This window comes from Duganella qianjiadongensis (assembly GCF_009857915.1).
Classification (GTDB): domain Bacteria; phylum Pseudomonadota; class Gammaproteobacteria; order Burkholderiales; family Burkholderiaceae_D; genus Rugamonas; species Rugamonas qianjiadongensis.
The window spans coordinates 1-12,814 of sequence record NZ_WWCM01000006.1; the positions used below are offsets into that span (position 1 = coordinate 1).

Here is a 12,814-nt window from a genome sequence, read left to right on the forward strand (position 1 = left end):
AGCCAGCAACTGGTCGATCAGTTCAACGGGAAACGGGTACTGCTTCTTGGTTTTTGGCTTCTTAGTGGTCATTACGTCGGTCATGGAAAATCCCTTTCGGTATTATTTCATGACCCCGGATTCACACAAAAATTCTGACAGGCTCAGCAACCTCGCAGCAACGCTTTAGCAAACGATGCACTTCGCATCGAATGATTCCGCTAATTGCAGCGATTTGTGCATGTGGCTGACCAGCGAGATACATTCTAATAGCCTGAATACGATTGGTAACCAGTACCTTGTCTTCACCTGTAAAGCACTCCACATCCACCGCGGGCCACTCAGCGATAGGTACGATTGAATCTCGCTTAGCAAATCGGGACCGGGCCATTATTGCTCTCCAAAACGGATCACACTATTACGTGTAAGTGGCTCGCTAGCAGTATTGAAAAATGCCGTGCCGCTTTGCAGCATTGATGCGACTAGACCGAGTATCTTCGCTTTGTCGATATCTGGCAGTGCTAAAAGTTCCCCCAGGGACCAACTGCGCGACCTCGATACTGCGGCAGCGAGCACATCTACTTCGCCAAATAAATGTGAATTTCGGACTCGGTTAATCGCTGCACATAAGAAGATCCAGTTATCAATGAGAATGCGCTGGTCGTAGAGCCACTCATCAGTAATAATTCTTATGCCGTCTTTTTCAGCAACATCTTGAAACTTAGATCGACGAGGTTTGGAACCGCGCAGTCTGACCGTATAGTATTTTGTGATCGCTCCGGCGAGGTCTTCGGAACAGAGTTGTGGTACTAACGTATCTAGATTGTCGGGATTCTCATCGGTACCACAGGGCGAGTAGGATCGAACTTGCTGGTTCGCCTCAAGTGTTATCGCCAGCAAATATAAGGGCTCACCCGATAAGACGAATCTGCAATTATTCTTCGGCGATCGCATGTACCAGAGATCCACCTTCTTCCCAACAAGCTCTCGTATAGCGAGTGGAGATGGCGTCGCCCCCTCAACGGATTCAAATGCCCGAACTCGTTGCATACATCCTCCTTCAAGCTCATTAATTCCTTAGTGTGCTCTCGTGTGCCGAGGAGTTTGCGATTTCGTAATAATCTCGCCACCGCGCCCTATTTCTGTAGATGGGAAAAACAGCATTACGTAATGTACTTCTGTAAATATCTGCTTCCCCCTATCACCTTAATTTAGCAGGCACAAACGAGCTTTAAAGTGGTTTTTAAATTTAGGGGTACTCTACAAGCTGGAAGTGTTGCTTACGATAGACATCACCCTGCTGTGTCTAAAGCTTTAGTTTGAATATGCGTTCTTACCGCAAGGGTCCTAATTTATGAGGCATACTCCTCTGGACGTCTGATTTCGAATCAAGGTAAAACATACGACAGTCGTTCCATGGAAATGACAGTTTCAGAGTGAAAGCGTTATGACTCGGGTTCTGGTATACGTCTAAACATTTGCCTTTAGACGCTCCTTTTCCCTTCATTGTTCTCGAATGTAAATACGCGGGCTGGCCAGTAAGCTAATAAATGTGGAAAGCCCCTCTTCGAACGCATCAGCCTCGGCAAGCACCATATCTCTTGGTGCAAGCTGATTTGCAGTGGAAAAACTGAGCGTTTGAAGAACGGCCCGCGCACTGCCGGCAGCGTAAATCGGCTTGCAGTGCCTATACTGATCTTGCATAAACTCGAACAGTTTCCCCAAATTGTCGCGAATATCCGGCTGCAGGCCATCCGGCAGAATGACGCCGTCGAAATAGACCGCTGGCCCCGCTTCAAAGGAAATCTCGGCATCCAGCGGCTGCCCTTGGGCGCCCAGGTAGCGCCCCAGCCGCACTGCTACCAGCCGCGGATTGGCGCCTTCTGCCCGCAGTCGGCCATACGCCAATGCAACTGCCTCGCTATCCACGCCATTGCCTATGAGTATGGCGACTTTACGCGCCAGCACCCCGCTGCTTCCTGGTCTTGCCGTCAGCGACAAAGCCGGTGAAGCCGGATAGACTGGTGTTTCCGTTAAGCCAGCTACGGGCGATGGCGGTGGCACAGCCATACCCAGTCCATCTGCGATCGCCGCAGCCAGCGCTGGATCTACATTGGATAGATTGGCCAGCACGCGAGTGCGTACGGCTGGTATCTGCACTTTGCTCAATTCGAAGCGGAAAGCGTCGATGATGTGGCGTTGCTCGTCCGCAGTCTGGCTATCGTAAAACAGTCTGGCCTGCGCATAGTGTTCTGCAAACTGTTCGGGTTTGCTACGCAACTTGTCGCCACTGACGTTCTCGGCAAACGATGCATAGCCCTGATGACCCGCCTGATATGGACAGCCACCGCCCAGCGAGTTCGGCTCGTAGCTGACCCGTCCCCGATGGATGGCCTGCCGGTGCATACCGTCACGCTGGTTGTTATGCACCTGACTGACCGGGCTGTTAATGGGAATCTCGTGGAAATTGGGCCCGCCCAAACGCGATATCTGCGTATCGATGTAAGAATGTATGCGTCCTTGCAGCAAAGGATCGTTACTGAAATCGATGCCGGGAATGATATGCGCTGCGCAGAAGGCCACCTGTTCCGTTTCTGCGAAAAAATTGTCCGGGTTTCTATGCAGTGTCATGCGGCCGACCGGGCGTACAGGCACCATCTCCTCCGGTATCAGCTTGGTTGCGTCGAGCACGTCGAAGCCCCAGCTTTCGGCCTGCGCTTCGGTGAACAGTTGCAGGCCCAGCTCCCATTGGGGATAAGCGCCCTGCTCTATGGCTTCCCATAAATCGCGCCGATGAAAGTCGGGGTCCGCTCCCATCAGCTTTGCCGCTTCATCCCAGACCAGCGAGTGGGTGCCGGCCATGGGATTCCAGTGAAATTTGCAGAACATCGCATCACCCGCACGGTTAATCAGGCGGAAGGTGTGCACGCCGAAGCCTTGCATGGTGCGGTAGCTGCGCGGGATGGCGCGATCCGACATCTGCCAGAGCAGCATGTGGGTTGATTCGGGCATCAGGGAAACGAAATCCCAGTAGGTGTCATGTGCGCTCGATGCCTGAGGCATGGCGTGATGCGGCTCGGGCTTGAGCGCGTGCACCAGATCGGGAAATTTGATCGCGTCCTGAATGAAGAACACCGGCATATTGTTGCCGACCAGGTCCCAGTTGCCATCATCGGTGTAGAACTTGACGGCGAAGCCGCGTACGTCGCGCGCGGTATCGGCCGAACCGCGCTCGCCGGCCACAGTGGAAAAGCGGGCAAATACGGGGGTAATCTTGCCTGCACTGCGGAACGGAGCGGCGATAGTAAATTCGCTCAGGTCATCGTACGCTTCGAAAAATCCGTGAGCTGCCGAGCCGCGGGCATGCACTACGCGTTCGGGGATGCGCTCATGGTCGAAATGGGTGATTTTCTCGCGTAGCAAAAAATCTTCCAGCAGTGTGGGGCCACGGATGCCCGCTTTCAGGCTATTCTGGTTGTCGCCTATGGGCACGCCCTGATTGCTGCTTAGCCGCTGTTCGGCGCTATCCGACCGCACGCGGTCTAGCGGCGCGTTGTTGCGATTGATCCCGTTTGCCGGTGTGGCGCCCAGTTTGGTCGACGTCGCCGGCTCGGTGGCGCTGCTGGCGGTGGCCAGCACCTCGTCAGGTATGTGCATTTCACCGGTCTGCGGATGCCGGCCCGCCTCGCCATATTCGCCCGGTTTGTTGCTATTTGCCGGGCGCTGGGCAGCCAGAGTCTGGCTAGCCGAGACTTTCCGCAAAAGCAATTGTTCCTGCGGACTGGCGTTTCCGCTATGTTCTGGCAGTTCGCCGGTGGATGGGCCGGAAATGCTGCTTAACGCAGTACCGGCGCCTACGGAATTGTCACTCGTAGTAGTCATAGTCTCTCCCTGCGCAGATCTGGCTGAAGAATGATTTTTCTTTAATAGTGTGCGCCTGTGCAGCAGACGTATCTTGCTGGGTGTGGCCGCTGCATGAAATAGGACGGCAGGCATGAAAAGTGTAGGCCTGCAGGCCGCCGGTAGTGCAGCCACGCTGCAGCGCTGACGGAAGTCCTTGATTTCGTTATAATTCCGCCCTTACCTAGGAAGGAACCTCGCCATGTCTCTACTGGCCCATCAGCTCGAACTTTTGTCACCCGCCAAAACCGCCGAAATAGGCCGCGAAGCCATTCTGCACGGTGCGGATGCGGTCTACATCGGTGGTCCGGCATTTGGCGCGCGCCATAATGCCAGCAATACTATCGAGGAAATTTCGGCGCTGGTGCAGTTTGCTCACCGCTACCGTTCGCGCATTTTTGTCACGCTCAATACCATTCTGCATGACGCCGAACTGGAAGCTGCACGCAAACAGATCTGGCAACTGTACGAAGCGGGTGTAGACGCGCTGATCGTGCAGGATATGGGCCTGCTGGAGATGGACCTGCCGCCTATCCAGCTGCATGCCAGCACGCAGTGCGATATCCGCACCGTGGAAAAGGCGAAATTCCTTGGCGACGTGGGCTTTTCCCAGCTGGTGCTGGCACGCGAGCTGACGGTCGAGCAGATCCGCCAGATCCATGCGGCAGTCGATACCCCGCTTGAATATTTTGTCCACGGCGCACTGTGCGTGGCCTTCTCGGGCCAGTGCTATATCTCGCATGCCGATACGGGCCGTAGCGCCAATCGCGGCGACTGTTCGCAGGCCTGCCGCCTGCCCTACACGCTGAGTGACAGCAAGGGCCGCGTGGTGGCCTACGAAAAGCACCTGCTGTCGATGAAGGATAATGATCAGAGCCGCAATCTGGAGGCACTGGTCGATGCCGGCATCCGCTCTTTCAAGATCGAAGGCCGCTACAAGGACATGGGCTATGTGAAAAACATCACAGCCAACTACCGTTTGCTGCTCGACGAGTTGCTGGAGCGCCGTCCCGAGTTCAGCCGTGCCGCCAGCGGCCATACCGAGATTCTGTTCACGCCCGATATCGATAAGAATTTCCACCGTGGCCATACGGACTATTTCGCCAATGGCAGGCAGGATGATATCGGCGCCTTCGATACACCGAAATACGTCGGCGTGGAACTGGGCACGGTAACCAAGCTGGGTACCGATCATTTCGATATGCTGAGCAATGCGGCGATGGCCAATGGCGATGGTCTGAACTATATGCACAAGCGCGAGACCCTGGGCATACAGGCCAATGTGGTGAAGAAGCTGGGCGAGAACGACGACGGTCAATTGTGGCGCGTCTACACCAACGAGGCGATCAGCGCCCTGCCCGGTCTCAAGGTAGGCTTGTCGATCAACCGTAACCGTGACCACCAGTGGGAAGCGGCACTGAACAAGAAGTCGTCTGAACGTAAAGTGGGCCTGCATCTGACGCTAAGCGAGCAGGCCGGCGGACTGACGCTGGCGTTGCGGGATGAAGATGGCCTGTGCAGTGCGACTGCGGCCCAGCTCGAACTGCAGCCGGCGCAGAATGGGGAACAGGCCGACGCATCGCTGCGCGCTAGCCTTGGCAAGCTCGGGAACACCATGTTTGCAGCGCAGAGCATCGAACTGCAACTGTCGCAGCCGTGGTTTGTGCCATCTGCAGCGATCAACGCCTTGCGGCGCGAAGCGATCGAGGCGCATGAAGCCTTGCGACTGGCTGCGTGGGACCGCCCGCAGCGCAAGGCAGCAGCCGAACCGCCTGCAGTGTATCCGGACACCCAGCTCAGCTATCTGGCCAATGTCTACAATGAGAAAGCCCGCGCCTTCTATCACAAACACGGTGTTCAGCTGATCGCTGCGGCGTACGAGTCCCATGAAGAAGCCGGCGAAGTGCCGCTGATGATCACCAAGCACTGCCTGCGTTTTTCGTTCAATCTTTGCCCTAAACAGGCCAAGGGCGTACAAGGTGTGCAGGGTCAGGTCCGCGCCGAGCCGATGACACTGGTGAGCGGCGACGAAACCTATACGCTGCGGTTCGATTGCAAATCATGTGAGATGCATGTGGTCGGTGCCATGAAGCCTGGCATACTGAAGTCGGCGCCGCCGTCGAATATTCCGTATAGCCCGATTACCTTCCATCGTCAGCGTCCGGCTGGCTGATATGAAAAACGGCACCGCGGTGCCGTTTTTTTCTGTCCGGGCATAGTGCCCCGAATATGCCGCAGTGATTAACGCATCATGTCGGCTTTGACGAAGTACTTGCGGGCATATTTGAGCAGCTGGCCATCGCTAGGATGGTCGGCGCTTTCCACGCTCATGACGCACTCGGCAACAGCCGGATGCTGGCGCAGCATGTATTTCATCAGTTCCAGTTTTTCATGGCCGGGACCGACGATCAGAATCTCGGTGCTACCGCTCAGGGCTTTAGCCACATCATCAAAATACTGCTTGTTTTCCGGTGCGCGGCCCACGCCGGTGGAGCCCGATTTACCGTGCAGATGCGGGTGCTTCGAGTGAGTTTTGATGACTTCGCTGTCGGCGGCTTCAGCATTGAAATGGATAACGTGTGCTTCGGTATGATCGATCCACGCGACAACATGATTGAAAGACATAAACGACTCCATAGTAGATAAACGTGGTGCCTGTAAGTCGCCGCAAAGCACCTGCGTTTTGATTTTTTCTTGTGGCAACGATTAGAGTCTAGTGAAGTTATTCCGCAGAATCTTTGATGTATATCAATCAGTCGCGTGACAGTTCTGCTTGCATAGCCAGGCCATTTTTCCGCCGAAACACGCCTTCAATGCCGGCTTTGCGCAGTTTCTTCCTGCGCCTGTTGCGCGCTCCAGTCGGCCCGTATCCGCATTAGTTCGGGTAAGGATTGTTCGAAAGCTAGGATCATATTCGGATCGAAATGCTGTCCCTTTCCTGCCCGTATGTAGTCGCAGGTGTCCGCCAGGCTCCAAGGCTTTTTATATGGCCGCTGCATGGTCAGGGCATCGAATACATCGGCTACTGCGACCAGCCGTGCGGCTTCCGGTATATCCTCGCCCGCTAGTCCGTGCGGATAGCCGCCACCATCCCAGCGTTCGTGGTGGCTCAGGGCCACGTCGCGCGCCATGGCAAAGATTTCCCCGTTGCCGCTCTGTAGGATCTGGGCGCCAATTTCGGTATGCCGTTTCATCAGCACCCATTCGTCCGGCGTGAGCGCCCGTGGCGCTTTCAGGATAGCACTGGGCACGCCGATCTTGCCCGTGTCGTGCAGCGGCGCCGCCAGTTCGAGCTGGTCGATGCGCTCTTGCGACCAGCCGAGTGCGCGTGCCAGCGTGCAGGCATAGGCGGCCATACGCCAGATGTGGGCACCCGTATCGTTATCGTTGTAATGCCCTGCTTCGCCCAGCATGTACACGGCCTCGCGCCGTGCGCGTGTGACGTCGTTGAGATGCACCAGCGAAAGATGGGTAGCGACCCGGCGCAGCAGGATGGGTACCGAAATCGGCTTCTGCACATAGTCCACGGCGCCGGCGTCGAAGCCGCGGGCTTCGTCTTCGGTGGCGGTCATGGCGGTCAGAAAAATAACGGGGATATGGCTGACGCGTGCATCGGCCTTGAGGCGGCGGCAGACCTCGTATCCGTCTAGTCCGGGCATCATAATGTCGAGCAGGATCAGATCCGGCTGGATGCGGCTGGCCAGTTCCAGCCCCTTGGCGCCATTGTTGGCGAACACCAGGCGGTATTTGTCACGCATCACCTGCAGCAACAGGTTGAGGTTATTCGGTTCGTCGTCAATGGCGAGTATGATTTTCTGCATCAGTGTCGGTTCTGCGTGTGGAGTATCAGGCTGTCCACGAGGGACAAGGCGAGGTCGAAATCGAAGTGCTGGACGGCGATGAAGATGGCCTGCACCTGTTCTGAACCCAGCAGCAAGGCTAGCTGGGGCAGCAAGCCGGATACGTTGTCGGGGTTATAGGTGGCCAGCCCGTCACGCAAAGCCTGTAGCAATTGCGGAATCTCCTGTTGTGACGGTGCCGTCAGGGCGGGTTCACTGCTAGCAGGAGCGCTGTGCGTGCTGGCTACCAGTGCCAGCAGCCGGTCGAATTCATGCTGTAGCTGCTGCGCCTGCAGGCGTGCTTCGGCCAGATCACCGCTTTTGACCGCACGGTCGACATAGGCCGCTAGCTGGGCCAGTTCGCCTAATTGCAGATTGGCCGCTACGCCTTTCAGTGTGTGTGCCATGCGCCGGGCCAGCTCGGGCGACGGTTCGAGCTGTGCCGCAATGCGCCCACCATCCTTGCCGTGGGCAGTACAGAACTCTACCAGAGCCAGCCGATAGACCTCTGCATCGCCCCATAGCCGCAGTGCGCGTGGAAGATTGGCGAACTGCGCTAGCGGTGCCAAGGTGGCAGGTAGTTCCACGCTGGTGTCGGATGCGACGGTGGCATTGAAATGCCCGCGCCCGACCGGTACCAGCCGCTCCATCTGCTGCAGTATTTCGCCCAGATCGATAGGTTTGCCCAGAACAATATCCATGCCTGCTTCCAGACAGCGGCGGCGATCTTCGGGCAGCACGCTGGCGGTGAGCGCGATGATGGGCAAGTGCGGAGCTTGGGTTGCGCGCATCATGCGGATGGCGCGCGTGGCTTCCATGCCATCCATATCGGGCATCATGACGTCCATCAGTACTACGTCGAAATCTTCCCGGATACAGGCGTCAACGGCTCTATGGCCACTGTCCTGCCAGACTACCTGATGGCCGATCTGAGCGAGGCGAAGCATCAACAGTCGGGCATTGGCGGCCACATCTTCGGCCAGCAAGATGCGGAAGGCGCGCGGTGCGCTTGCGCTGAGGTCGTTTTCATCGGTGGGCAGTAGCACTTCTGCGCTAGTGCTGTGTATCGCAGGCAATGGCAAGGTGAAGTGGAAAGTTGAACCCTGCCCGTATGTGCTGTCGGCCCAGATTTTGCCGTGCATGAGCTCCACCAGATGGCGGCAAATGGTGGTGCCCAGGCCGGTGCCGCCAAAGCGCCGCGTGGTGCTCACATCGGCCTGGGTGAACGATTCGAACACCTTATCCAGCTGTTCTGGCGTCATGCCTATGCCGGTGTCGCGCACGGCGAAGTGGATCTGGCCGTCATCGAGTGCCTTCAGCTGCAACGTGATGCCGCCCGCATGGGTGAATTTGATCGCATTGCCCACCAGATTAAGCAGTATCTGGCGTATGCGGGTGGGGTCGCCGAGACAGACCGCAGGGACATTCGGGGCAAGGTCCACATGCACGGCCAGTTGCTTGCGGCGGGCATCCTGATCGAGCAGCTTCAGTACATCGCGCAGCAGCCGTGTCAGGCTGAATGGCAGCCGTTCCAGATCGGTCTTGCCGCCTTCGATCTTGGAGTAATCGAGAATATCGTTGATGACAAGGAGCAGGTCGCGTGCCGACTGGTGCACGGTCTGCACATGCTCGCGTGCGGCGCCGGCCACGCTGCCATCGGCCAGCACCAGTTCGGAAAAGCCGATAATGGCGTTCATGGGCGTGCGGATTTCGTGGCTCATATTGGCTAGAAAACTGGCTTTGGCGCGCGCCGCAGCTTCCGCCTGTTCTTTGGCGCGGCGCAGATCTTCCTCGATGGTGCGCTGGGCCGTGATGTCGGTGATAAACGCGACGAAATACGGCTGGTCCGGCCCCAGCTTGGTGTTGCCTAGTGCTATAGAGACAGGAAAGGTTTCGCCATTGCGGCGCCGTGCCCTGACTTCGCGTTTGATGCCGATGGAGCGATAGCGTAGCGCTGCATCCGTCATGCGGAAATATTTCTGGTGAGCTTGTCCTTCCCCCTCCGGCAGCAGGCAGGCAACGCTGTTGCCATGTATTTCGGCGTAACTCCAGCCAAACATCTCTTCTGCAGCCGGATTGAACACATCGATGCGCCCTTCCCCATCCGTGGTGATGATCGCGTTGGCGGCGGTCTGCACAATGGCCGACAGTTCGCCCGTCGTGGCGCTGATCTGGCGCTGGAGCTGATTACGATAGGCCCGCAATTCCTCTTCGGCGCGATGCTTTTCGGTGATGTCGCGCGCAATCTTCGAGGCACCGATCACTTTGCCCTGCCCATCCAGTATGGGCGAGACGGTGACGGAGACAGCGATCCGGATGCCGCTTTTACAGACGCGCATGGTTTCGAAATGCTCGACCCGCGCGCCCTGCCTGATCTGGCTGAGGATGGACTGTTCTTCGCTGATTCTATCGGGTGGCAGCAGCAGCTGGATAGACTGGCCGATCATCTCGTCGGCGCGATAGCCGAAGATGTGTTCGGCAGCAGGATTCCAGCTTGTGACAGTACCTTCCAGCGTCTTGGTGATGATGGCGTCGCTGGAAGATGCGACCAGAGCGGCCAGCAATTCGCGGCTGTGCGCCGAGAGTTCGGCTTGCTCCGGTTGAACACGCGAGCGGGATACGGGCATAAAGTAGATGTAGAACAATAGCTTATCTACTAACTCTACCTTTTTTGTATGCCGAAATTATCACCAATTGTCACAATTGCGTAAAGCACAGGTCGATAGTGCGGAAAACGGCATTTACTTCACTGCCCTATGTCTGGTGCGGGTTACCGGCCGTCAGGGCTTGTAGCTCTTCCTGCGTGAAACCGGCGCGCAGACGTGCCTCGATATTGAAAGGGCCGCGTGGTGTGGGGGCGCGATGGCGCTGGGCCAGTTCGGCGTATGTTGGCCGCAGTTCCAGTCCGCGCTGCAGACAGAGATGGGAAAACCAGCGGTTGCCAATTTCGACGTGCCCCACTTCGTCGCGCAGGATAATGTCGAGGATGGCTGCTGCGGCCTGATCACCCGCCTGCGCAAGTTTGGCGCGCAAAGGCGGGATAGCGTCGAGTCCGCGTGCTTCCAGCGTGCGTGGCACCAGTGCCATGCGCGCCATCACATCGCCGCGCGTGCGATCAACCATCTCCCATAGGCTGTCATGGGCAGGGAAGTCGCCGTAGGCGTAGCCCAGTTGCTGCAGATGGCTGGCCAGCAGGTGGAAATGACTGGCCTCTTCATTGGCAACGCGCAGCCAGTCAACATAGTATTCGGCCGGCATGGCCGCAAAGCGCCAGAGCGCATCGAGTGCCAGATTGATGGCGTTGAATTCGATGTGACTGAGTGCATGGATCAGCATGCCACGCCCGACGCTGGTCGCCATGGAGCGCCGTCCCACCGCCAGCGGAGGCACCAGTTCCGGCCGTTCCGGACGGCCCGGAATGCTGCCTTGCGTGGCTAGCTCGGCCTGTTCGTCCAGCTGCAAGTCGCCCGCCAGCCATGCACCATGCATGGCGTGCACTGCCGCTACCTTTGCCGCCGGATCATTTAGCAGCAGGCAGGCCAGCGCATACTGGCGCAATTCGGTGGGATGGCTAGGCGTATCGGGGCGGGCTGGCATGGCGGGAAGCGGGACGGCAAAAGGCGGCAGTGTACCATCTGCAGCGGTGGTTTTCTTGGCAGCCGCTGCCCTGTCACAGTATGCTAAGGCCTTTGAACCCTTGAGGACTGACGATGGCGCGAGTGCTGAGTGGCCTGTTGGCCGTGTTCTGGATGTCGCTGGCGCAGGCCCGGACGGGAGCACTGGAGCACGAACTGGAGGCCGTGGTACACGATACGGCCATGCCACTGTCCAGCCTGTCTGTGCTAGCCATACGGTCCGGCCAGCTCGACTTCAGTTATCAGTCGGGCGCGCGCCAGATGGGGGCGGGCGCTGGGGCGGTAGATGCGCACACGCTGTACCGCATAGCCTCGGTGTCCAAGATGGTGACAGCCATGGGCGTGATGAAGCTGATCGAACAGGGCAAACTTGATCTGGATAGCGATATTTCGCGCTATTTGGGCTATTCCCTGCGCAATCCGGCGTTTCCCGACCTGGCCATTACTTTGCGCATGTTGCTCAGCCATACTTCCAGCCTGCGCGACGGTGCCGGCTATTACTGGGCTGGCAGCACGACTTTGCGTAGCGTCGTGACACGCGCTACGCCCGCCATGTGGAGCAGCATGGCGGCGCCGGGCCAGTATTTCACCTACGCGAATCTGAACTGGGGCATCATCGGCACCATCATGGAACAGGTGACGGGCGAGCGTTTCGATCTGCTCATGCAGCGGCTGCTGCTGCAACCGATGGGCATTAGCGGTGGCTACTACCCTGCCCGCTTCAGCGATGCCGAGCTGGCGAATCTGGCGACGCTGTACCGCAAACGCACCACGGATACGGAGGTGTGGGATAGCGCCGGAGCGTGGCTAGCACAGGCGGATGAACCCGGCGTAGCGTTGCGCAGTGCGGCCAGTGTTCCTGCCAGCTATCAGCCGGGCCAGAATGCGACGCTGTTCAGCCCCACGGGCGGCTTGCGCATTTCCGCGCACGGCCTCGGCCAGCTGATGCTGATGCTGATCCAGCGCGGACAATACCAGGGGCGCACCATACTCGAGCCGGCCAGCATACGGCTGATGTTCAGTCAGCAATGGCTGTCTGATGGCCGCAATGGCGATACCGAGCAAGGGCAATACGGCAGCTGGGGGCTGGGCGGGCAGCGTTTCGGCATGCTCGAGAATGGCCGCGACCGTCTTGTGGAGGACAGCGCTTTCCACGCCGTGGGCCATCTGGGCGAGGCCTATGGCCTGCTCTCCACCTTTGCGGTCGACCTGGAACGCGGCAACGGCATGGTAGTGCTGATCGGCGGCGTGGGACGCGATCCCGCGCTGCATCCGGGGCGCTATTCTGCACTGACCTGTAGCGAGGAACGTATCCTGACTGCGCTCTACCGCCATATCACGCGGCCAACGCAGCCATGAAGGCGATGCTAGGTTCTCCGGTAACTCATCCCAATCCTACAAGCACGTGGGCGGCGCACTGATACCTGTGCGCCTAGGCTTGCTTCATGATGAGTCGTATCC

Annotated in this window: 8 protein-coding genes; 2 read left to right on the forward strand and 6 right to left on the reverse strand. The window is 58.0% G+C overall.

Annotation, left to right across the window (positions count from 1 at the left end):
- Positions 1-369: 369 nt before the first annotated feature.
- Entirely contained in the window at positions 370-1,029 is a 660-nt protein-coding gene (locus tag GTP27_RS10100; protein WP_161039068.1) for a hypothetical protein, read from the reverse strand.
- Between the two features lie 453 nt (positions 1,030-1,482).
- A complete protein-coding gene (locus tag GTP27_RS10105; protein WP_161039277.1) occupies positions 1,483-3,861 on the reverse strand; it encodes a catalase in 2,379 nt (792 codons plus the stop codon).
- Between the two features lie 220 nt (positions 3,862-4,081).
- Here GTP27_RS10105 and GTP27_RS10110 point away from each other — a divergent pair, with 220 nt between their 5' ends.
- Complete coding sequence (locus GTP27_RS10110; protein ID WP_161039069.1) at positions 4,082-6,052, forward strand: peptidase U32 family protein; 1,971 nt, start codon at positions 4,082-4,084, stop codon at positions 6,050-6,052.
- A 68-nt stretch (positions 6,053-6,120) separates the two neighbouring features.
- Here GTP27_RS10110 and GTP27_RS10115 read toward each other — a convergent pair whose 3' ends face one another.
- The 4 genes from GTP27_RS10115 to GTP27_RS10130 all read right to left on the reverse strand — a co-directional run bounded on the left by GTP27_RS10115 (position 6,121) and on the right by GTP27_RS10130 (position 11,315).
- On the reverse strand, positions 6,121-6,504 hold the full coding sequence (locus GTP27_RS10115; protein ID WP_161039070.1) for a translational machinery protein: 384 nt from the start codon (positions 6,502-6,504) through the stop codon (positions 6,121-6,123).
- A gap of 185 nt (positions 6,505-6,689) precedes the next feature.
- A complete protein-coding gene (locus GTP27_RS10120) occupies positions 6,690-7,700 on the reverse strand; it encodes an HD-GYP domain-containing protein (RefSeq protein WP_202416671.1) in 1,011 nt (336 codons plus the stop codon).
- Positions 7,700-10,345: a PAS domain S-box protein gene (locus tag GTP27_RS10125; RefSeq protein ID WP_161039071.1), complete on the reverse strand. Its 2,646-nt coding sequence runs from the start codon at positions 10,343-10,345 to the stop codon at positions 7,700-7,702. Before GTP27_RS10125 ends, GTP27_RS10120 begins: the two co-directional genes overlap by 1 nt.
- Before the next feature lie 127 nt (positions 10,346-10,472).
- Complete coding sequence (locus GTP27_RS10130; RefSeq protein ID WP_161039072.1) at positions 10,473-11,315, reverse strand: ferritin-like domain-containing protein; 843 nt, start codon at positions 11,313-11,315, stop codon at positions 10,473-10,475.
- Between the two features lie 113 nt (positions 11,316-11,428).
- Between GTP27_RS10130 and GTP27_RS10135 the strand changes: the two genes are divergently transcribed.
- Entirely contained in the window at positions 11,429-12,712 is a 1,284-nt protein-coding gene (locus GTP27_RS10135) for a serine hydrolase domain-containing protein (RefSeq protein ID WP_161039073.1), read from the forward strand.
- Positions 12,713-12,814 lie beyond the last annotated feature (102 nt).

What these genes read in the sequence shown, in the direction of transcription:
- GTP27_RS10100 (WP_161039068.1), bottom strand. Translation starts at nt 1,029, where the DNA reads ATGCAACGAGTTCGGGCATTTGAATCCGTTGAGGGGGCGACGCCATCT.
- GTP27_RS10105 (WP_161039277.1), bottom strand. Translation starts at nt 3,861, where the DNA reads ATGACTACTACGAGTGACAATTCCGTAGGCGCCGGTACTGCGTTAAGC.
- GTP27_RS10110 (WP_161039069.1), top strand. Translation starts at nt 4,082, where the DNA reads ATGTCTCTACTGGCCCATCAGCTCGAACTTTTGTCACCCGCCAAAACC.
- GTP27_RS10115 (WP_161039070.1), bottom strand. Translation starts at nt 6,504, where the DNA reads ATGTCTTTCAATCATGTTGTCGCGTGGATCGATCATACCGAAGCACAC.
- GTP27_RS10120 (WP_202416671.1), bottom strand. Translation starts at nt 7,700, where the DNA reads ATGCAGAAAATCATACTCGCCATTGACGACGAACCGAATAACCTCAAC.
- GTP27_RS10125 (WP_161039071.1), bottom strand. Translation starts at nt 10,345, where the DNA reads ATGCCCGTATCCCGCTCGCGTGTTCAACCGGAGCAAGCCGAACTCTCG.
- GTP27_RS10130 (WP_161039072.1), bottom strand. Translation starts at nt 11,315, where the DNA reads ATGCCAGCCCGCCCCGATACGCCTAGCCATCCCACCGAATTGCGCCAG.
- GTP27_RS10135 (WP_161039073.1), top strand. Translation starts at nt 11,429, where the DNA reads ATGGCGCGAGTGCTGAGTGGCCTGTTGGCCGTGTTCTGGATGTCGCTG.